The organism is Euryhalocaulis caribicus (assembly GCF_000412185.1).
Taxonomy (GTDB): Bacteria; Pseudomonadota; Alphaproteobacteria; order Caulobacterales; family Maricaulaceae; genus Euryhalocaulis; species Euryhalocaulis caribicus.
Window position 1 is genome coordinate 182629 of the sequence record NZ_ASJA01000005.1, and the last position, 20711, is coordinate 203339.

A 20711-nucleotide genomic window follows, 5' to 3' on the forward strand; every position below is an offset into this window, starting at 1 on the left:
GCTCCTCAGGGTGAGGGTGATGGGAGCGGGGGTTAGACCATTAATGCTTTCAATCCCCAAACCTTAGCCTGAGGAGCTGCGGAGCAGCGTCTCGAAGGCGAGGTCCAGAAAGCACAAACTTCCCGGCAAACTCCGCGAAACTTCCCCGCAAAAGAAAAGACCGCAGGCCGTTGGCGGCCTGCGGTCGTCCCCCCGCAAAAGATCCTTTTACGGATCTGTTCGCTAGAACTGGTAGCTCAGCTCCACGCCATAGGTGCGCGGGGCGCCGAGGCGGGACATTTCGTCGCCGAGGAACGGAATGAGGTTCACGCGGTGGAACTCGTCGGTGAGGTTGCGGCCCCAGACGGACACGCCCCAGGGCTGATCCGGCGGAGACAGGGTGAGGTTGGCGTTCAGGAGGCCGTAGGCTTCCTCTTTCTGAATGTTTTCAGGCGACCAGAACAGCTCGCCCTGATGGGCGTAGGTCACGCGGGCGGTAAGCGCATCGCGCCACTGGCCGGCGTCCAGCGTCAGCTCCGCCCCGATATTATACTGGTATTCCGGGGTGCGCTGCAGCTTGTTGCCGGAGGCGTCGAGACCGTTGGAGTCGATGAACTCCAGATATTCGGTGTCGAGCACGGTCACCGCGCCGAACAGGAAGAGGTTTTCGGTCGCCTGCAGCTGGAACTCGCCCTCGAAGCCGAGGATTTCGGCGTCGGCGGCGTTGTCGGTGATGTTGCACAGGCACCCGTCATCGGTCTGGGTGACCTGCAGGTCCTTGTACTCCATGAAGAAGCCCGCGAGGTTCAGGCGCGCGCGTCCGTCAAAGAAGTCCCACTTGGCGCCGGCCTCGAAGTTATTGACCGTTTCCGGGTCGTAGGAGGTCTGGGCCGCGATGGCGTTGGCCGGGTCGTCCTCGAACCCGCCGCCCTTATAGCCGCGCGAATAGGTGAGATAGAGGAAGAGGTCCTCGGTCGGGGTGATCTCCGCCGTGATCTGCGGGGTCAGCTCCGACCAGCTGTCGTCATAATCGGCGGTGAAGGACTCGCCCTCCAGGAAGGTGGCGGCGAGCGGCGTGGCCGCGACCGGGTCATCCGGGTTGAACTTGTCGCCGGTTTCGACGGCGGTGCCGGTGACCGTGCCTTCCTTCTTGTCGTGCGAATAGCGCAGGCCGCCGACGATGCGGAACATGTCGTTGAAGGTGTAGCCCACCTGTCCGAAGGCGGCGTAGGAGGTGGTGTTCGCCTTGTTGTCCCAGTGGGATTCGCCGTTCAGCGTCGGCAGGCCCAGAAGGTTTTCCACCCAGAACTTGTCGTATTTCTTCACGTCGTCGTGCTGGAAATACACGCCCGCGATCCAGTCGAACGGGCTGTCGCCCAGCGACGATGTCAGGCGGAGCTCCTGGCTGAACTGAACGATGGCCTCCTTCTCGTTCACCGGGAATTCGAAGGTGAGCGGACTGGCGACGCCGAACGGGCTGTCCGGGCCAAGGCCGGTCTGACTGTAGATATTGTGGGCTTCGCCGTCGCGATAGCCGGTGATGCTGGACAGGGTCGCGTTGTTATTGGCGACCGGAACGTCGATGCCCAGCGTCACGCCGAAGGCCTCGCGCTCCAGCCCTTGCGAGGTGGGGTCCAGATCGCCCTTGTAGGTCGGGTGTTCGGGCAGGCCTTCGCGCAGGTCCAGACCGCCCTCCCGCACGCTGTCGATCAGGGCGCGGGTGGCGCTCCACGGTCCCTGGCCCGGCAGGTTCGGGTCGTCCAGGCCAACCGAATGGAAGCCGTTGGATTCGTCATTCATATAGTCGAAGACGAGACGGGCGCGGGCGTCGCTCTGGTCAGACTCCCAGAGGAGCTGGCCGCGGAACTGCGCCGATTTCAGGTCGTCGAGGTCGCGGCCGTGGAGGATGTCTTCGTTATAGCCGTCGCGGTCGCGGTACTGGACGGAGAGGCGCGTCGCCAGCGTGTCGGTGATCGGGCCGGTCCAGTGGCCGGAAATGAATTTGGAGCTGTAATTGCCGTAGCCGACGCGGATCGCGCCGCCGGGTTCGAACTCCGGCTCGCGCGTGATGACGGAAATGGCGCCGCCGACGACGTTGCGGCCCAGCAGCACGCCTTGCGGCCCGCGAATGACCGACGCGCTCGATATCGAAGAAATCGGTGTTCAGAAGGCCGGAACGGCCGACATAGACATTGTGGATGAAAATGCCGATCGACTGGTCGGCCGAGGGCGAGTCGAGGCGCGTATTGGTGATGCCGCGGATATTGTATTCGTTGTCCAGCGGGGTCAGCGCGGTGAAGGACAGCGAGGCGACGCTGCGCGCCAGATCCTCATAGGACTGGATATTGTCGTTCTCCAGATTTTCGCCGGTCACGGCGGCGACGGCGACGGAGGTGTTCTGAAGGCCGGTTTCGCGGCGTTGCGCGGTGACCATGATTTCGTCCAGCGCGAAGCCTGATTGCGCCTGGTCCTGGGCGGGCGGGCCCTGGTCCTGCGCCATGGCGGCGGACGGCGCGGCGGCCAGGGCGGCGGCAAGCGCAATGAGAGACGGCGTGATGCTGGAACGCATGAATTTTTCCTCCCCGTTGCCGGGCCGCGTAACTGCCGCGGCTTGGCCGGTTTTGCCCGGCCCGGCGTTATTGATGCGCCGAGTCACTGACTCGGCGTCAATCAATTGTCATCAGAGAGGGTTTGGAAATGCAAGTGAAAAAGTCAAAAGCCCCAAGGATAGGGGCGGGGTGTGGCAAGGATGCACGAAGCAAAGCGTCGCCCGAGGGTTGAAATCGCTGCGGTTCAACGGTTTCCTCTTACCCTAACGGCAACTTTATTGAGTGAAAGCCAGTATATATTGTTGCGATGCAACATTTTTTATTGTGCTTTGCGGCATTGGCGGGGCTGGGCTTATGCCTGCGCGACTGCCGCGCCGCACCGCGCCAACGGGCTTTAACGCGACTTGCATAACGGATACCAAGGACGACAAAAATCGTTCCTTCTTGTCGAGGAGACAGACCCCATGACCCAACAGGCCGCCGATCTGGCGCAAACGCACGCCGTCACCCTGGAGAAGGCGCTGGAGGCCTGCCGCACGCGCGCCTATTGGAGCCCGTTCAAGGAGTCGCCCTCCAGCAAGATTCACGGCAATGAGAAGCCGGCCGAAGGCAAGGCGGCGTTCGAGGCGATGCTGGGCAAGCCTTTCGAGCTGGACCAGCCGGGGGAGATCGGGCGGACCGGATACGAGGTTTCGCCCTATACGCAGAAACCGCTGGGCATCGATTATCCGAAAGCGGACCCGGATGCGCTGTTCGCGGCGGCCAGGGCGGCGATGCCGGGCTGGAACGCCCTGACGCCCGAGGAACGCGCGGGGGTGTGCCTGGAGATGGCGTTCCGGCTGGAAGACCAGGCCTTCGCCAACGCGCACGCGACCATGCACACGGCCGGGCAATCCTATCTGATGGCGTTTTCCGGCAGCGGGGCGAACGCGCTGGACCGCGGGGTGGAGGCGCTGGCCTATGGCTACAAGGCGCTGAAGGACATCCCGCAGGAAGCCGAATGGGAAAAGAATTTCGGCGCGGGCGGGGATGTGCGCCTGAAAAAGACCTATCGCACGCGGCCGCGCGGCGTGGCGGTGGTGATCTGCTGCGCGACCTTTCCGATGTGGAACGCCTATCCGGCGATCTTCGCCAACCTGATGACCGGCAATCCGGTGATCCTGAAACCGCACCCGAATGGCATCCTGCCGGTGGCGATGGCGGTGAAGCGGTGCCGGGAGGTTCTGGCGGGCGCCGGGTTCGACCCGAACCTTGTGCTGCTGGCCGCCGATACGCGGGAGGCGCCGGCGACGATCGACCTGATCCAGCACGCCGATTGCGCGATCATCGACTATACCGGCAGCCAGCGCTTCGGGACGTGGATCGAACAGAATTGCCGCGACAAGCTGGTCTATACGGAAACGGCCGGATGCAACGGCGTGGTGATCGAGTCGACGGACGATCTCGACGGGCTGATCAATGGCCTCGCCAATGTGCTGTGCGGGTTCTCGGCCCAGATGTGCACGACGCCGCAGAACATTCATGTGCCGGCGGAGGGGATTGTCGCGGACGGCGAGCGGATCACGTTCGACGATTTCGCGGACCGGCTGACAGAGGCGATTGCCGAGCGGACGGGCAATCCGAAGCGCGCCGCGGCGCTGTGCGCGGCGGTGCAGGCGGAAGCCTCGCTGGAGCTGATCGAGAAATTGCGCGGGGCGGCCGGGAAGGCCGGTCGCGTGCGGCTGGACAGCCGCCCCTATGACCACCCGGAGTTTCCGGACGCGCGCACCGCGACGCCGCTGGTGATCGAGACCGATGCGGATCATTCCGAGCTTTATTCGGAGGAGCATTTCGCGCCGGTCGCCTTCCTGATCCGGGAGGCGGACGCGGATGCGGCGCTGTCCAACGCCGCGCGGCTGGCGCGGGAGAAGGGGGCGATCAGCTCCTACCTTTACTCGGCGCAGCCGGATTATCTCAGCAAAGCGCAGAACGCGTTTGCCGACGCCGGGGCCTCGCTCTGGTGCAACATGCCGGCGAACATGCCGATCAATTTCGCCGCCGCGTACAGCGATTATCACGTCACGGGGCTAAACCCGGCGGGCAATGCGTGCCTGGCGGATCTGGCGTTCGTTGCCAACCGGTTCCGCATCGTGCAGTTCCGCGAACCGGCGGCGGCGTGATGGCGCGCGAAGAGGATCTGATCGGGAGCTGGCGTCTGGTCAGCTGGACGATTTCCTATCCCGACGGGCGCAAGACGCATCCGTTCGGCGAGGCGCCGGAGGGGATGATCCTCTATACCGCGGACGGGGCGATGTCGGCGGCGATTGCGCGTAGCGGTCGGCCGTTGTTCGGGCGCGCCGATATCCGCAATGCGCCGGAGGGCGAGCGGGCCGCCGCTTACGATTCCTATTTCTCATACGCCGGGCGCTGGACGCTGGACGGCGATCAGGTGCGGCACGAGGTGACGCTGGCCCTGAACCCCGACTTCGTCGGCACGACACAGGTGCGCGACGTGCTGCTGGAGGGGGAGACGCTGACCCTGTCAGCGGACGAGGGGACGGGCGCCAAGGCCCGCCATCACGCCCTGGTCTGGAAGCGGCGCTAGTCCTCGCCCGCGAAGCGCATGGCCAGGAAGAAACAGACGATGGCGACCGCGTAGCCGACGGGCGAGATGATGGCGATGGAATAGCGGATGCCTTCCTCGCCCGGGAACATCATGTCGGCGAGCGCGGCGACGGCCGGCGGGCCGATCACCAGCCCGACGAAATTCACCACGAACAGATAGGCCGCCGAGACGGTGGCGCGCATGCGGTTGGGCGCGATCTGTTGCAGCGCGGCGGCGGCGACCCCGATGGGCGTGGCGCCGGCGGCGAAGAAGAAGACGAAAATAAAGGCGGCCAGCCAGGGATTGGGGACCAGCGAATAGAACGCGGCGCAGACCGCGCCGACCACGGCCGCGCCGCCGCAAACCGCCATGCGGGCCTTCACCGAGCCGCCGGCCTTGTCCGACAGCCAGCCGCCGCCGATCAGGCCGATCATGCCGCCGACGATCAGCGCGGCGCCGGTCAGATAGCCGGACTCCGCAACGCCGAAACCGTGCACGCGCACGAACAGGACGGCGGTCCATGAGACGGCGGCGAACACGGCCAGATTGACCATGCCGACGGCGAGGAAATGCATGGAGATGAAGCCGGCGCGCGACTTCAGGAAGGCAAACAGGTCCCGCAGCGTGGCGTGGTCGCCGTCCGTGACGACGCCCTTGCGCGCCGGTTCGGGCAGCATCCAGAGCATGGCGGCGATCAGCAGACCCGGCAGGCCGACCGCGATGAAGACGACGCGCCAGGGCTCCAGCTGTCCGACCAGCGGCAGGCTGAACGAGCCGGCGTTCGTGACCAGCGCCACCACCATGCCGCCCAGCAGGAAGGCCAGCCCGGCGCCGGTGGCGGAGCCGAGGCTGTAGACGCCCATGGCCAGGCCCAGGCGCTTTTTCGGGAAACTGTCGGAGATGACGGAATAGGCGGCCGGGGAGAGCGTGGCCTCGCCCACGCCGACGCCGATCCGGGCGGCGAAAAGCTGCCAGAAACTGCCCGCCATGCCGGAGGCCGCGGTCATGGCGCACCAGATGGCGGCGCCGATGCCCGCCACGCGCAAGCGGCGCGTGCGGTCGATCAGGCGGCCGATGGGCAGGCCGGCGATAGTATAGAACAGGGCGAATGCCGGCCCCATCAGGAGGCCGATCTGGGTGTCGGTGACGTTGAATTCGGCCTTCAGGGGTTCGACCAGAAGGCTGATGATCATCCGGTCGATGAAGGAAAAGATATAGGCGAAGAAAAGAATTGCGACCGTCGCCCATGCGATGATCGGGCGCGGATAGGAATCGTCCCGCGCGGCGGTCTCAGTCTCGGTCATGGGCGACGGTTCGCTTCTTGTCTGTGTGAGTCAGGTCGGAAATTGAAGCCTAGCGTGCTTCGGAATCAAAGTCCGTTTCGACGCCCATGGCCTCCAGAAGTTCGGCGCGGTCATAATATTCGCGCCATTCCTGAACCTTGCCGTCCTCGATCTCGACAACGCCCACGACCGGCACTTCGCCCGCGTGGCCGTTATAGGTGAAGTCGTCGATGCGCTCCATGAAAACCACGCCGTCGATCACGCCGAGATTCTGGATCTTCAGCTCGATCTCCTCGATGCCCTCGGCCATGTGGCCGATGCGGTTGCCAATGGCCTCGCGGCCGACGATCGGCTCGACCATCATGGAGTGAAGCGAGCCGTCCTCGGCGAACAGGTCAACGACCTTGTCCCAGTCCTGATCGTTCCACGCCTGGATCATTTCATTGGCGACGGCGAGCTTTTCTTCGTCCGTGTCGGCAAAGGCCGGAGCGGCGATGGCGAGCACGGCAAGGGCGGCGACGCCGCCTAGAATATTGCGCATTGGAATTCCTCCCGATAAGGTTTGTTTATGCAAGTCATAGTTCCCGCACATACCGTGCGCCGTCAAGCAAGAACCGACAAATGAATCTCGAACTCGATGGAAAAGCCGGCCTGATCACGGGCGCGGGCAAGGGTCTGGGCCGCGCTTATGCGCTGGCGCTGGCCAAACGCGGCGCCGCCGTGCTGGTCAATAACCGCGTGCGGGAAGGCGCGCCCGACAGCGCGGCCGCGGTGGTCGAGGAAATCCGCAGCGCTGGCGGCAAGGCAGAGATCAGCCATGTCGATGCGATGGAAAAAGGCGCGGCGGCGAAGATGGTGGAGCAGGCGCGCGAGGCGTTCGGGCGGCTGGACTATGTGATTTCCAACGCCGGCGTGGGCGAGGCGAAACGTTTTACCAAGCAGCCGGAAGAAACTTTCCGCGATATTTTCGAGCTGAACTTCTTTGCCGCCGCCGATCTGGCGCGGGCGGCGCTGCCGCATCTGGAAGAGAGCGGCGCGGGACGCATCGTGTTTTCCATGTCGACCGCCGGGATACTGGGCGCGCCGGGGATGGCGGCCTATTCCAGCTCCAAATCCGCGCTGTACGGCCTGACCCGGGCGCTGGCGTTCGAGGGCGATGGCCGGGGCGTCAAGGTCAATTCCATCGCGCCCTACGCCCATACCCAGATGACGGACGATTACATGCCGCCCAACGCCAAGCACGGCGTGGAGCCGGAGCGCGCGGCGCTGTGCGCGACATGGCTGGCCAGCCCCGCCTGCACGGCGAACGGTGAAGTCTTCATCGCCGGCGCGGACCGCGTGCGCCGGGCGCGCTTCCTGACCTCGGAGGCGGTGATCATCCCGGCCGACGCCAGCGACGAGGCAACCGACGCCGGCATGAAGGAAGCGTCCCACAAGGACGCCACCCATTCAGCCGGGACGGCGCAGGACGATTTCCTGGAACTGTTGAATACGCTCTAGATCATGCCGCGTCAGAACAGCCAGGCGTCCATATCGGCGTGTGGCGCATGAAACAGGGTCGCGTCCGCAAAGTCCGGCAGAGGCGCAGCGGTCGTTTCCCCTGCGAAGCCTCCGCCGCCCGCATCTTCCGGATCGTCCGGCCGGGCCAGGGCGGCTAGGGCCGCTTCGGCGCCGGCGCCTTCACTCACGTCGGTAACGGTGACCGCGACAAGCTGGCTGTCCGTCAGACCGCCGCTATCGGTGACCGAGATTTCAACTTCATAATCGTTGAACCCGTCCGCATCGCCCGGCGTCTCGAAATCCGGTGCCGAGGCGAAGCTGAGCGCGCCTGTGGCCGCGTCGATCACGAAAGCGGCGGCGTCCGCGCCGCCAGTGATCGAGTAGGTCAGCGTATCGGTGGAATCTGGGTCGGCGGCGGCGGCGGAATAGCCTGTATCGGTCTGACCTTCGCCGACCGAGACATAGGCGTCCGCGGCCACATTGGCGCGGCCATAGATGACATAGGCATCGCCCTCGCCCGGGGCCGGGACAATGATGTCGTCGAAGCCGTCATTATCGATGTCGCCCGCCGCGGAAACCGCGAAGCCGGTCGAGGAGCCGAGAATATCGCTGTCGATCACGAAACCCTGATCGCCGGTCAGATTGTCCAGATCGACCACTTGCCGGCCTGTCCCGTCCACAGAGCCGAAGCCGTTATCGCCGCCGAACAGGACATAGGCCTTGCCGATGGATCCGCCGAAGGGAAGCGCGGCCCCGATGATCAGATCATCGAACCCGTCGCCATTCATGTCGCCGGCGGAGGACACCGCAATGCCGGTATAGTTGTTCGCGACGCCCTGGATCACGAAGCCGGCTTCAGGTGAAAGGCCCGTCATGTCCACGACCGACCGGCCCGTGCCGTTCACGGTTCCAAAGCCCTGATCGCCGCCGAACAGGACATAGGCCTCGCCGGCGTAAGAACCGCCATCACCGCCGGCGGGCGCCCCGACGATGATGTCGTCGAAGCCGTCGCCATCGATGTCCCCGGCGTTGGAAACGGACCGGCCCAGCCCGTCAAGGCTCTCATCGCCCTGGATGATGAATCCCTCCTCAGGGGCCAGGTTCGTCAGATCTATGACCTGCCGCCCGTCGCCGTCGGGGGAGCCAAATCCGCCGTCAGACCCGAAGATGACATAAGCCTCGCCTGCCATCGCGCCGCCGTCGCCGCCGTAATCGGCGCCGACGATCACATCGGCCAGACCATCGCCATTGATGTCGCCGGCACCGGAAACCGAGTAGCCCATCGAGTCGTCCGCCGCGTCCCCCTTGATGACGAAACCCTGATCGGCGGTCAGGGTCGCGGCGTTTACAATGTCCGCGCCGGATCCGCCGATCGCGCCGAACCCGTCCTCGGAGCCGAAAATAACATAAGCCTCGCCCTCAGAATTATTGGCGCCGAAAGCGCCCACGATGACATCGTCGAGGCCGTCTCCGTTGACGTCTCCGGCTGAAGCCGACGAAAACCCGGTGGAGTTATAATCCGCGCTGCCCTGGATGATGAATCCGTCTTCCGCGTCGAGGTCCGCGAGGTCAATCACCGCGCGGCCCGTGCCGTCGACCGCGCCCAGGGCCTCCGTGGAGCCGAAGATCACATAGGCCTTGCCGGGTCCCGCGCCGAAGAAGCCGTTCAGATACGGCGCGCCGACGATCATATCGTCGATGCCGTCGCCATTGATGTCGCCCGCCGAGGAAACCGAGGCCCCGGTAATGTCATAGCCGTTCGCGCCCTGCAGGATGAAACCCTCATCCGGCGCGAGACTGGTCATGTCCAGGACGTTGCGGCCGGATCCGTCAGCGGTTCCAAAGCCGCTGTCGCCGCCGAACACGACATAGGCCTCGCCCGCGATGATGCCGCCGTCATAGCCATAGGCGGCGCCGACGATCATGTCGTCGAACCCGTCGCCATTGATATCTCCGGCCGAAGATGAGCTGATCCCGAAGATGTCGTAGGCCGTATCACCGCGCAGGATGAAACCTTGCTGCGGCGACAGGGTTTCCACGTCGATGATCTCCGCCGCGCCCGCGGCCAGAACCGGCGCCTCGTTCTGATCGGTCACATTGATGGTGACCGCCTGCGCATCGGTCAGCCCGCCATTATCGGTGGCGGTGATTTCGACCTCGTAGGCGTTGTCGCCGTCGTCATCGCCCGGATTCTCGAAATCCGGCGCGGCATTGAAGGTCAGTTCGCCGGTGTCCGCGTCAATGGAGAACAGCGCCGCGTCCACGCCGCCGGAGATGGAAAAGACAACATCGTCGCCCGCGTCGGGCTGCGCCGCCGCCGTGTAGCCGGCGTCTGTCTGGTTTTCCGCCGCGCTGGCCGAGCCGCCGGAGGTGATGACCGGCGTCTCGTCGGCGTTCGTCACGGTCACCGTTACGCTCTGGCTGCCGCTCAGCGCATCATCGTCGGTGGCGGTGATGACCAGCTCATAGGCATTGTCGCCGTCATCATCGCCGAGGTTTTCGAAGTCCGGGGCGACGTTGAAGGTGAGCTCGCCCGTATCGGAGTCGATGGAAAACAGGGCGGCGTCCGCGCCGCCGGTAATGGAGAAGCTTATGACGGAGCCCGGGTCGTCATCGGCAGTCGCCGTGTAACCGGTGTCGGTTTCGTTCTCCGCCAAGGAGGCCGTTCCGCCCGAGGTGATCACGGGAGCGCCGTTCACCCCGCCCACCGTGATTGTCACTGTCGCCTGGTCCATGGCGAAGGGCGAAGACGTGCTGCGGGCCTGATAGGTGAAAGTCTCGGTAGCGAATTCGCCGTCCGTCAAATCGTCAAAGGCGCCGTTGGCGTCGTAATCAAACGTGCCGTCTTCATAGACGGTCAGCAGCGCGCCGGAATCCAGCGTGATGGTCTCGCCAACATCGGCAAAGGACCCGTTGACCGAGGCAATCTCCAGGTCGCCGATGGTTTGTTCGCTATCGGCGCCGGAGCCGTTGTCGGCGAAGAGGTCGCCATTGAGCACCGCGTCGGCGTCCGCGTCCAGCGCGTCGTCCCGGGCTTTCACGCCGGCGGCGTCCTTGCGGTCGTTTATGCGGTCGCGGATCCGGTCGAGGACAGGAAACTGGCCGGGTTCGGTTTCAAGAAAAGTAAAGAGCATGGGCGGCGGCACCTGCTGAAATGACAAGATGGAATTTCGCCGCAGAATGTCACAAACACAGAACGGATGTTAGGCATACCCGCTATGATTCCGTGCGCGATTTGTCGCACCTGTGTTTGCACTTTAACCGACCAGCGGCTTCACCCATTCGGGCAGGCCGTCGCCGTCCTTGATCATCTTGACTAGGCCGAGATCGACATAGTCGCGCCAGTTTTTGATCTTGCCGTCCTCGAATTCGAAGACGCCCATATAGGGGGTCTGGATGCGCGTGCCTTCGGCGTCGACATAATCGTCCACGCCTTCAACCATCACGCGGTCGCCGTCTTGGGTCCAGTGGCGGATAAACCAGCGGATCTCGGTCTGGCCGGCGCCGAATTTTTCCAGGAAACGGCGCACCCAGTCCTTGCCCTCCAGCGGGCGGGAGCCGACGTGGTAGTGATAGACGACATCATCATGCAGCTGGTCCAGAACGCCGTCGAGGTCGCCTTTTTTCCAGCAATCGATGACGGTCTGGATGGTGTCGATATGCGCCATTTAAGCTGCCTCTCCGCGGCCGATGACGAAGCTGACCGCCGTGGTCGCGCTGCCGCCGATATTGAGGGTCTGAACGCGCTCCACGCCGTCCACCTGATAGCCGCCCGCCTGACGGGTGACCTGTTTGAAACCGTCCAGCGCCATGCGCACGCCGGTCGCGCCGACCGGGTGGCCGGTTCCGATCAGGCCGCCTGACGGGTTGATCGGCTTTTCGCCGTCTATGGCGATAACGCCGTCCTCCACCGCTTTCCAGCTTTCGCCCGGCGCGGTCAGGCCGAAATGGTCGATGGCCATGTATTCGGTGGTGGTGAAGCAGTCATGGGTTTCGATGACGTCCACCGCGTCCAGCGTCGTGCCCGCGCGCGACTGGGCGTCCACCACGGTCTGGCGGATATGGGGGAAGATATAGGGGCTGTTGCCGCCGGCATCGATCTTCGCCTGATAGGCGATGGGGGCGGAGTGATGGCCCCAGCCCTCGATCTTGGCGAGGTCCTCCAGCTTCAGGCCGCGCTGCTTGGCGTAGGCGCGGGCCTTGTCCTCGGATGCCAGGAAGGCGACGGCGACGCCATCGGTGATCTGGCCGCAATCCTGTTTGCGGATGCGCCCGTCGATGACCGGGTTGGCCTCGTCGTCCGTGGTGAAGCTGGCCTCGGTGAATTCCCATTTGCGGGTCTGGGCGTTCGGGTTGCGGCGGGCGTTCTCGAAATTGGTTTTCGCGATGCCGGCCAGATGCTCATGCTTCAGGCCGTAGCGGCGGTCATATTCGTCGCCCAGCTTGGCGAAGATGTGCGGCCAGGGCATGGCCACGCCCTCGAACTCGTGGCCCGACCAGATGGCCGCGCCCAGATGACCCGCGGCCTCGATGCCCGGGACATTGCGCATCTGCTCCAGCCCGACGACGCAGGCGAGGTCATAGCGTCCGGCCTCGATCTCGGCCGAGGCGGCGAGAAGGGCGATGCTGCCCGAGGCGCAGGCCGCTTCGTGGCGTCCGGTGGGCAGGTCGGCCCATTCCTCCCGGCACATGCCGAAGAAGCCGCCCATCAGGCCCTGATGGTTGAAAAGCTCGCCCACGAAATTGCCGACATGGCCGGTCTCGACATCCGCCGGGTCGATGCCGGTGGCGTCCAGCGCGTGGTCCACGGCGTCCTTGAAGGCGGCCATGATGTCCTTGTCCTGGCGCATCCAGTTTTCGCTGAAATCGCTTTGCCAGCCGCCAAGAATGTAAACGGGACGGGTCATTTAAAGCCTCCTTTGGCCTAATTCTGCGCCAGCCATGCGTCGAGGGAATCGAGGCGGTCCGCGCCCCAGAACAACTCGTCGCCGACGGTGAAGCTGGGGGCGCCGAAGACGCCCTTGGCCTTGGCGGCCTCGGTTTCCTCGATCAGGCGGGACTTGATGGCGGGCTCGGCGATGCCGTCCTTGAAGGCGGCGGCGTCCGCGCCGACCGATTTTGCGGCGTCCGCCAGCGTGTCCGGATCATCGACGGCCTGACCCTTGCCGAAGACGGTCTCGAAAACCGCGGCGACATAGGGCTGGGCGAGGTCCGGCGCGTTGGCGTCCAGCCAGTAGAAGCCGCGCGCGGCGGGAATGGAATTGTAAGGGAAGGGCTTGGGCCAGGCGTAAGGCTTGCCCAGCAGGGCGGCCTGCCGCTCCACGTCATGGAAGATGTATGAGCCCTTGTCCGTGCCCGGCATGTCCGGGGCGTGGCCGCGCTCCTTGAAGATCGCGCCCAGCGCGATGGGGCGGTGCACCAGGTCGCGCATATGCTTGCCCGCGACCGCGCCGATGCGGTCATAGGCGAAATAGGAATAGCTCGACGAGAAGTCGAAATAGAAATGGACGGGATCAGCCATTACGGGGCCTCGTTCAGTTCGCGGCGGACCACCTTGCCCAGCGAGTTGCGGGGCAGGGCGTCCACGGTCTTGAGTTTCTCGGGCAGCTTGTAGACGGCGAGTTCCTTATCCTTGAGGAAGGCGGTGAGCTCCTCCAGCGTCAGGGACTGGCCCTCATGCAGGGCGACGACGGCGCAGACGCGCTCGCCCAGCCGCTCATCGGGATAGGAGGCGCAGGCGGCCTCGCGCACGGCGGGGTGGCTCTCGACAAGGGCCTCGACCTCCGCCGGGGAGATGTTCACGCCGCCGCGGATGATGATCTCCTTCGAGCGGCCGACGAAGCGGTAGAATTTGTCGTCCACCAGCTCGAACAAATCGCCCGTGCGGAAATAGCCCTTCTTGTCGAAGCAGGAGGTGTCGATGCCGTCCTTGCGCCAGTAGCCGTCGAAGGTCATGGCGCCGTCGATGCGCAGCTCCCCCTTCTCGCCGGGTTTCTTGATGTCCTTTTCCGTTTCCGGATCGACCAGCCTTGTGCGGACGCTGGTCCCGACGCGGCTGGGCCAGACATCGGAATCGCCAAAGCGCGGGAAATAGGCAGCGCGGGTTTCCGGGTCCGGGGCGATCTCGCCCGTGGTGACCAGCGAGGCGCCCTCGTTGGAGCCGAACACATTGATGACGGTGACGCCGTGCTCCTCCTGCCAGCCCTTCACCATCCAGGGGGCGAGGGGGGCGGAGCCGGAGGCGACGCGGCGGACAGAGGAAATGTCCGCCTTCTCCAGAATCTCCGGCGCTTTGAGGAGCTGGTTCAGAACCGCGGGCGGGACCAGGGTGTAGACGACCTTTTCCTGCGCGATCTGGCGCAGGAAGACGCCGAGATCGAACGGGTGATGCTGCACCAGCACGCCTTTGGCGATCAGCCACGGCATGACCATGCCGCCGATGGAGGCGATATTGATCATCGGGAAGGGGCTGAGGAAAGCCTCGCCCTTCTTCACCGTGGCGGCCTCCAGCATGATTTCGCCGTTGAAGACCCAGTGATTGTGATGGCGCGGCACGCCCTTGGGCGCGGATTCCGTGCCCGACGTCCAGCAAATGGTCAGGACCTCGTTCGGGTCGATGTCCTTGCCGCCGAGTGGGGCGGCGTCCGTGCTGCTGGTCCCCAGAGAATCCAGGCTGACCGCGCCGTCCGGCGCGTTATCGCCCCAGCAGGCGACGACCGCGTCCGGCGCGTGGGCGGCGCAGGCGGCCAGCGCGCCCTCCGCGTAAGCGTGGCCGGCGAAGCTGGTGACGGTGAGGAAGGCCTTGGGTTCGATCAGCGGCAGAATCTGGGCCAGCTCGTGCTTGCGGTACTGCACCGCGACCGGGCTGAGGATCAGGCCGGAACGGGCGCAGGCGAGGAAGACGGCGACGCCCTCCACGATATTGGGAAGCTGCATGACCACGCGGTCGCCGCGCTTCAGCCCTTGCGCCGCGAACCACTTGCAGAGCGCGTTCACCCGGCCGTTCAGCTCGCCGAATGACCAGCGCTGCGGCTCGCTGCCCAGCAGGTCGGCGCGGTTCAGCGGATCGACAATGGCGGGATAATCGCCGCTTTCGGCGACGGCCTCGCGGAACACGTCGTCAACGGTGCGGCCGGTCCACCAGCCGCGCTTGTAATAGTCCTTCACGCGGGCGGGCGGGCTGAGCGGTATGCCGCCCTTCGCCTTGCCGCCGCCGAACAGGGCGGACAGGAAGCCGCCGGAGCTAGAGGGTTTTTGCGTGGTCATATTCCCTCGCGAGTTGGTCGATGATGTCGGCGGCGGGCCGGATCGCATCGATCTGTCCGACGCCGTGTCCGGCCGACCATACATGTTTCCAGGCCTTGGCTGGATTCCCGGCGTCCTTGAAGTTCGGGCCCTTGCTGGCCGCCTTCAGCTGATCCAGATCGATGCCGGCCGCTTTCAGGCTGGGTTTCAGCCAGTTGGCGGGGACCCCGGTGATGGCGTCCGACCGCTGGATATCCTCAATGGTCGCGGAGACCAGCATCTCCTTATAGGCGGGATCGGCGATGCTCTCGGCCGCGGCGATGAACTGCGTGCCGACATAGGCCAGATCCGCGCCCAGGATTTCGGCGGCGCGCACCGCGCGGCCCGTGGCGATGGAGCCGGCGAGCACGATGGGGCCGTCAAAGAACTGGCGCACCGCGTCGACAAAGGCGAAGCCCGACATCTCGCCGGTATGGCCGCCGGCGCCGGAAGAGACCAGGACCAGACCGTCCGCGCCCGCCGCGGCGGCCTTTTTCGCGAAGGCCAGGCTGTTCACGTCGGCGAAGACCGCGCCGCCATAATCATGCACGGCGGGAATCACGCGTTGCGGACCGCCCAGCGCGGTGATGACCACGCCCGGCTTGTATTTGCTGACCAGCGCCAGTTCATCGTCCAGCCGGTCATAGGATGAATGAACCACCATGTTCAGCGCCCACGGGGCGGCGTCCTCATCGCCGTCCAGCGCGCTGGAAATCTGGCTCATCCAGTCGTCGAGGATGGAGACGTCGCGCGCATTGGGCGCGGGGAAGGATCCGACCATGCCGGACTTGCAGGTGGCGATCACGAGATCGGGGCCGGACACCAGAAACATGGGGGCGGCAATGGCGGGCAAGCGAAGTTTCGCCTTGAAGGATTGAACGTCGAACACGGGCGCTCCGTCTGTAATGGGACGCGGATCGTAGCTTGCAAAATAAAACCTTCAAGAGGCCCGGACCTGTATCCGGCCCGGGCGGCGTTCCGGAGAAAATTCCGTTTCGCCTGTCGTGGCGGGCCATTGCGGAGCGCCCGGAGGCCGGCGCAAAAGACCTGCGCCGGCAGGGCGCGCGGCGGGGCGCTTCCCGGCTTCAGGGCGCGCGCGCCGGATAAGGCGGTTGCCGAAAAAACCCGCGATGCTGCACAGAAAATTTCAGAAAAAACTTTCTTGTGAAAATTTAATGTCAGTTAAATCAAATATTTAGCTCAAGGGTGCGAAAATGTCTCGATTGACAGGCTTTGCGCATGCCGCTTATCAATTCCGTGAGTTGCACAATAATACCCATAGGGAGCCCGGCGAAGCAGCCATCCGGGCGGGGGAGGAAAATATGAAGTCTCAGGCGAAAACCATCGCACTTCGCGGCGTCAGCACCGCCGCTATCGCATTCTCTGCCGCGCTGATTTCAGCGCCGGCCAGCGCCCAGATCGACGAGATCGTCGTGACCGCGACCAAGCGTTCCGAAAGCGTCCAGTCCATTCCGGTGGCCGTGACCGCGTTCGGGTCCGAAGAACTGGAGAAGGGCCGGATCCAGGATCTTTCCGAGATCGCGGACCGCACGCCCAGCTTCTCCTTCCAGAAAGCGGACTCGACCGAGCAGGAACTGATCATCCGCGGCATCGGCACGATCCGCCTGGACAGCGCCTCCGCCGACCCGTCGGTGGGCCTGTTCATTGACGAAGTCTATATCGGCCGCCGCGGCACGGCGACGCCGCCGGTCTTTGACCTGCAGCGCGTGGAAGTCCTGCGCGGCCCGCAAGGCACGCTCTACGGCAAGAACGTGGTCGGCGGCGCGGTGAACCTGATCACGGCGCGCCCGGAAGACACGTTTGGCGGCGCGCTTTCCGCCTCCTACGGCAATTACAACGCGATCCAGTCGGACGGTTACGTGACCGGGCCGCTGGCCAACGGCATCGCCGGCCGCCTGGCCTTCTTCCAGTCCAGCCGCGACGGCTATGCCGATAACATCATGACCGGCGACGAGCTGGAGAACCTGGACCAGTGGGGCGCGCGCGGCGCGGTGGACGTTGATTTCAACGAACGCGCCAGCCTGCAGCTGACCGGCGAGTGGTCCTATACCGAGAATGACGGCCAGTCGCGCTATCCGGTGGACGCGGTCAGCATTGACGGACCGGGCACGGTGCGCGGGTTCGGCGGTCCGGCGACCGACGACGTGCGCACGTCCAACCACCCGTTCGACCTGTTCGAGAAGACCCGGACCTACGGCCTGACGGCGCGGTTCGATTACGACATGGACTGGGCGACGCTGACCTATCTGAGCGCCTGGCGCTACGGCAATGCGTCTGACAAGTTCTCGCAGTCGGGCCTGGCCTCGCCGCCCTCGCTGACGGACTCGATCGTGGGCCAGTATGAGGAATACAGCGCCTATACGCAGGAGCTGCGCCTGACCTCCAATTCGTCCGGTCCGCTCAACTGGATCGGCGGTCTCTACTATTACAACGAGACCACGAACCGCGAGGACACGAACAGCGCGTCTTCCTTCATCTTTGCCGGACCGGGCACGACCGGGGATATCCTGGACGGGACCTCTATCTACACCCAGTCCGCCAAGACCCAGAACCTGGCCGCGTTCGGCGAGGTCAATTACGACGTGACCGATGCGTTCACCCTGACCGCCGGCCTGCGCTACACGGTCGACGACAAGGAACTGAAGAACAAGGTCAACTGCCTGGATTACGGCGCGCCCGGCGCGATCTTCTGCGTGGCGCCGCTTGGCCCGGCCGAGGATCAGTTCGACATCCAGACCGAGGACGACTGGTCGGAGCTGACGCCGAAATTCGCCGCCGAATGGCGCGCGACGGAAAACGTCTTCGCCTATGCCAGCGCCACGCGCGGCTTCAAGGGCGGCGGCTGGCAGGGCAAGCCGGCGAACGAGACCGCGGCGCTGCTGTCCTACAACCCGGAAACCGCCTGGACCTATGAGGCGGGCGTGAAAACGGACTGGGCCGATGGCCGCTTCCGCTTCAACGCCTCTGTCTTCAAGACGGACTTCAGCGACCTGCAGGTCGAGGTTCTGGACGACACCGGCCTGACCCTGGTGGTCTCCAACGCCGCGGACGCCAAGATCAACGGCGTCGAGCTCGAGACCGTGTTCCAGCCGGTCCAGCAGCTTCAGCTGTTCGGCACGGCGTCCTTCCTGGACACCGAGTACGAGAACTTCATCGACTCCACGGGACGGGACCTTTCGGGCAACCAGATCAACCGGACGCCTGAATTCTCCTACACGGTCGGTTTCGATTTCGAGCAGCCGGTGAACGACACCTACATGGTGGGCGCGCGGGCGACCTATTCGTGGCAGGACGAGTTCTTCTGGCTGCCGGAGAACATCAATTTCGAGGACTCCTATGGCCTGCTGAACGGCCGGGTTTCCTTCGGTCCGCAGGATGGCAACTGGGAAGTCGCAATCTGGGGCAAGAACGTGACCGACGAATTGTACCGTCTGGGCATCATTCCCTTCGCCGGGGATGAGTTCTCGCGGTACGGCGCGCCGGCAACCTATGGCGTGGAGCTGAGCGCGCGCTTCTAGGCGGGCACGTTCTTTCAGACGGGGCTGGTCATTGTCCGGTAGTGACCGGCCCCGCACATCTTTCAGGCGACGCAGACAATATTGAAAATGGCTCGGCAATAAGAAGCCGTCAGGAGATATGGTGAGTGAAGAGGTAAAGGCGCCGGAAAGCGCGCCGCTGCGCCCGGTCCCGCTGCCGGATGTCGATCTGGACGTCGAGCGCCGGGACAATGGCGAGATTCTGATCCGCCACAACACGCCCATCGAAATCGCGGCCGACTCCGTGCCGGCCGGTCTGGCTCGTCAGGCCTCCCTCCAGCCTGATAAACCGCATCTCGCCGAGCGCGCCGGAAGCGAGCGCGCATGGCGGATGCGGTCTTTTTCTCAAGTCAAACGCGATAGCGACGCCGTCGCGCAATGGCTGCTGGACAAGAACATTCCGGCCGAACGCCCGGTGATGATCCTGTCGGGCAATTCCATCGCGCACGCGACCATGCGCTATGGCGCGTTTGCCGCGCATGTCCCGGTCAGCCCGGTCAGCATCAATTATTCCCGGATTCCCGGCTCCTATGACCGGCTGCAATATGTCTTCGACCTGGTGAAGCCGGCCGTGGTGTTCGCCGAGGACGGGGCGGCGCAGAACGGCGCGCTGAACGCGATGGACCTGTCCGGGGTCACGGTGGTCAGCCGCAATCCGGACGCGCTGGATTGCGACGCGGTCGCCTATGACGAGGTTCTGTCGACGCCGGTGACCGATGCGGTGGAGAAATCCATCGCCTCGATCGATCCGGACGCGACGACCGCCTACATGCTGACCTCCGGTTCGACCGGACGGCCCAAGGCGGTGATGCAGACCCAGCGCATGCTGATTACCAATCTCAGCCAGGGCTGGCAGACGCTGGGCAAGGCTTCGGGCTGGGACGACGTGCTGCTGGAATGGCTGCCGTGGAGCCACGTGTCGGGGGCGTTTACCTCCATGGCCGCGGCGATTTTCGGCGGCACGCTTTATATTGATGACGGCAAGCCTTTGCCGGGCCTGTTCGACGAGTCGGTCCGGAATTTGCGGGAAATCCCGCTGAAATATTTCACCAATGTGCCGACCGGCTACGCCATGCTGGTCGATGCGCTGGAGGCCGATGACGAGTTGCGGGAGACGTTCTTCTCCAAGCTGGGGATGATGCTCTATGGCGGGGCGGGCCTGCCGCAACCGGTGCTGGACCGGCTGCAGACCCTGGCGGTGAAAACCACGGGCCACCGCATCTTCATGACCACCGGCTATGGCGCGACGGAAACGGCTTCGGGCTGCATGGCGATCTACTGGCCGACCGACAAGGTGGGCGTGGGCCTGCCCATGCCGGGCCTGACGATCAAGCTGGTCCCGGCGGACGACCGCTACGAGATCCGCTTCAAGGGTCCGATGGTGATGTCCGGCTATTACGCCCAGCCGGAGAAGAACAAGGAAATCTTCGACGAGGAAGGTTTCTACAAGATCGGCGACACGGTCACCTTCATCGACGAGAACGATCCCAAGCAGGGCCTGGCCTTTGCCGGGCGTCTGGCCGAGGAATTCAAGCTGGCGACCGGGACCTGGGTGGCGGGCGGAAACCTGCGCGCCCAGCTGGTCAAGGCGCTGGCCCCGGCGGTCAGCGATGCGGTGATCTGCGGCGAGAACCGCGACTATGTGGCGATCCTGGCCTGGCCGGACGCCAAGGGCTTGCAGAAAATCGCCGGCAAGCCGGACGCCGATGCGGCCAGCCTGCTGGATGACCCGGCGGTCAGCGCGCACATCGCGGCGGGCCTGAAAAGCCATAATGACGAAAACCCGGGCAAGAGCGCCCAGGTCAAACGCCTGATGTTCCTGACCCGCCCGCCCGACCCGGAGGCGCATGAGCTGTCCGACAAGGGCACGGTCAACCAGGCCATCGCCAAGAATTTGCGTGCCGACGACATCGACCGGCTTTATGCCGACCCGATGGCGGCGAACATCATCACACCCGACGAATAGGCAGACCCG

Annotated in this window: 15 protein-coding genes; 5 read left to right on the top strand and 10 right to left on the bottom strand. The window is 64.6% G+C overall.

Annotation, left to right across the window (positions count from 1 at the left end; all coding sequences use genetic code 11):
• Nucleotides 1–222: 222 nt before the first annotated feature.
• Both L338_RS06120 and L338_RS17925 read right to left on the bottom strand, forming a co-directional pair.
• On the bottom strand, nucleotides 223–1779 hold the full coding sequence (locus tag L338_RS06120) for a TonB-dependent receptor (protein ID WP_241762237.1): 1557 nt from the start codon (nucleotides 1777–1779) through the stop codon (nucleotides 223–225).
• 115 nt (nucleotides 1780–1894) lie between these two features.
• Nucleotides 1895–2548 carry a TonB-dependent receptor plug domain-containing protein gene (locus L338_RS17925; protein ID WP_152485828.1) on the bottom strand — a complete coding sequence of 218 codons (654 nt, stop codon included), beginning with the start codon at nucleotides 2546–2548 and terminating at the stop codon, nucleotides 1895–1897.
• Between the two features lie 444 nt (nucleotides 2549–2992).
• Between L338_RS17925 and paaN the strand changes: the two genes are divergently transcribed.
• Nucleotides 2993–4687 (top strand): phenylacetic acid degradation protein PaaN, encoded by a 1695-nt coding sequence (paaN, locus tag L338_RS06130; RefSeq protein WP_022697491.1) that lies wholly within the window; start codon nucleotides 2993–2995, stop codon nucleotides 4685–4687.
• Nucleotides 4687–5112 (top strand): lipocalin-like domain-containing protein, encoded by a 426-nt coding sequence (locus L338_RS06135; protein ID WP_022697492.1) that lies wholly within the window; start codon nucleotides 4687–4689, stop codon nucleotides 5110–5112. The genes paaN and L338_RS06135 overlap by 1 nt, the downstream gene beginning before the upstream one ends.
• On the opposite strand, the gene L338_RS06140 is transcribed toward L338_RS06135, so the two are convergent.
• Both L338_RS06140 and L338_RS06145 read right to left on the bottom strand, forming a co-directional pair.
• A complete protein-coding gene (locus tag L338_RS06140) occupies nucleotides 5109–6416 on the bottom strand; it encodes an MFS transporter (protein ID WP_022697493.1) in 1308 nt (435 codons plus the stop codon). The genes L338_RS06135 and L338_RS06140 overlap by 4 nt on opposite strands.
• Before the next feature lie 49 nt (nucleotides 6417–6465).
• Nucleotides 6466–6936 (bottom strand): limonene-1,2-epoxide hydrolase family protein, encoded by a 471-nt coding sequence (locus tag L338_RS06145; RefSeq protein ID WP_022697494.1) that lies wholly within the window; start codon nucleotides 6934–6936, stop codon nucleotides 6466–6468.
• A gap of 80 nt (nucleotides 6937–7016) precedes the next feature.
• On the opposite strand from L338_RS06145, the gene L338_RS06150 reads away from it, so the two are divergent.
• Nucleotides 7017–7895, top strand: a complete 879-nt coding sequence (locus L338_RS06150) for an SDR family NAD(P)-dependent oxidoreductase (protein ID WP_022697495.1) — start codon at nucleotides 7017–7019, stop codon at nucleotides 7893–7895.
• Nucleotides 7896–7906: 11 nt separating this feature from the next.
• Here the strand turns inward: L338_RS06150 and L338_RS16430 are convergent, their stop codons facing one another.
• From L338_RS16430 to L338_RS06180, 6 genes are all read right to left on the bottom strand, one after another.
• Nucleotides 7907–11029, bottom strand: coding sequence for a beta strand repeat-containing protein (locus L338_RS16430; RefSeq protein ID WP_051122715.1), 3123 nt, complete (start codon nucleotides 11027–11029; stop codon nucleotides 7907–7909).
• A 123-nt stretch (nucleotides 11030–11152) separates the two neighbouring features.
• Entirely contained in the window at nucleotides 11153–11563 is a 411-nt protein-coding gene (locus tag L338_RS06160) for a nuclear transport factor 2 family protein (RefSeq protein ID WP_022697497.1), read from the bottom strand.
• Nucleotides 11564–12802 (bottom strand): acetyl-CoA acetyltransferase, encoded by a 1239-nt coding sequence (locus tag L338_RS06165; RefSeq protein ID WP_022697498.1) that lies wholly within the window; start codon nucleotides 12800–12802, stop codon nucleotides 11564–11566. It lies immediately after the preceding gene.
• 17 nt (nucleotides 12803–12819) lie between these two features.
• Nucleotides 12820–13416 carry a 2-hydroxychromene-2-carboxylate isomerase gene (locus L338_RS06170; protein ID WP_022697499.1) on the bottom strand — a complete coding sequence of 199 codons (597 nt, stop codon included), beginning with the start codon at nucleotides 13414–13416 and terminating at the stop codon, nucleotides 12820–12822.
• On the bottom strand, nucleotides 13416–15161 hold the full coding sequence (locus L338_RS06175) for a class I adenylate-forming enzyme family protein (protein ID WP_022697500.1): 1746 nt from the start codon (nucleotides 15159–15161) through the stop codon (nucleotides 13416–13418). Before L338_RS06175 ends, L338_RS06170 begins: the two co-directional genes overlap by 1 nt.
• Nucleotides 15139–16068 (bottom strand): NAD(P)H-dependent flavin oxidoreductase, encoded by a 930-nt coding sequence (locus tag L338_RS06180; RefSeq protein WP_022697501.1) that lies wholly within the window; start codon nucleotides 16066–16068, stop codon nucleotides 15139–15141. Before L338_RS06180 ends, L338_RS06175 begins: the two co-directional genes overlap by 23 nt.
• Before the next feature lie 433 nt (nucleotides 16069–16501).
• On the opposite strand from L338_RS06180, the gene L338_RS06190 reads away from it, so the two are divergent.
• Nucleotides 16502–18718: a TonB-dependent receptor gene (locus L338_RS06190; protein WP_022697503.1), complete on the top strand. Its 2217-nt coding sequence runs from the start codon at nucleotides 16502–16504 to the stop codon at nucleotides 18716–18718.
• Between the two features lie 121 nt (nucleotides 18719–18839).
• On the top strand, nucleotides 18840–20702 hold the full coding sequence (locus L338_RS06195) for an AMP-binding protein (RefSeq protein ID WP_027068326.1): 1863 nt from the start codon (nucleotides 18840–18842) through the stop codon (nucleotides 20700–20702).
• The last annotated feature ends 9 nt before the right edge of the window (nucleotides 20703–20711 follow it).

Bases quoted from the DNA above. Each gene is read 5' to 3' on its own strand.
- L338_RS06120 (WP_241762237.1), bottom strand. From the start codon at position 1,779: ATGAATGACGAATCCAACGGCTTCCATTCGGTTGGCCTGGACGACCCG.
- L338_RS17925 (WP_152485828.1), bottom strand. From the start codon at position 2,548: ATGCGTTCCAGCATCACGCCGTCTCTCATTGCGCTTGCCGCCGCCCTG.
- paaN (WP_022697491.1), top strand. From the start codon at position 2,993: ATGACCCAACAGGCCGCCGATCTGGCGCAAACGCACGCCGTCACCCTG.
- L338_RS06135 (WP_022697492.1), top strand. From the start codon at position 4,687: ATGGCGCGCGAAGAGGATCTGATCGGGAGCTGGCGTCTGGTCAGCTGG.
- L338_RS06140 (WP_022697493.1), bottom strand. From the start codon at position 6,416: ATGACCGAGACTGAGACCGCCGCGCGGGACGATTCCTATCCGCGCCCG.
- L338_RS06145 (WP_022697494.1), bottom strand. From the start codon at position 6,936: ATGCGCAATATTCTAGGCGGCGTCGCCGCCCTTGCCGTGCTCGCCATC.
- L338_RS06150 (WP_022697495.1), top strand. From the start codon at position 7,017: ATGAATCTCGAACTCGATGGAAAAGCCGGCCTGATCACGGGCGCGGGC.
- L338_RS16430 (WP_051122715.1), bottom strand. From the start codon at position 11,029: ATGCTCTTTACTTTTCTTGAAACCGAACCCGGCCAGTTTCCTGTCCTC.
- L338_RS06160 (WP_022697497.1), bottom strand. From the start codon at position 11,563: ATGGCGCATATCGACACCATCCAGACCGTCATCGATTGCTGGAAAAAA.
- L338_RS06165 (WP_022697498.1), bottom strand. From the start codon at position 12,802: ATGACCCGTCCCGTTTACATTCTTGGCGGCTGGCAAAGCGATTTCAGC.
- L338_RS06170 (WP_022697499.1), bottom strand. From the start codon at position 13,416: ATGGCTGATCCCGTCCATTTCTATTTCGACTTCTCGTCGAGCTATTCC.
- L338_RS06175 (WP_022697500.1), bottom strand. From the start codon at position 15,161: ATGACCACGCAAAAACCCTCTAGCTCCGGCGGCTTCCTGTCCGCCCTG.
- L338_RS06190 (WP_022697503.1), top strand. From the start codon at position 16,502: ATGAAGTCTCAGGCGAAAACCATCGCACTTCGCGGCGTCAGCACCGCC.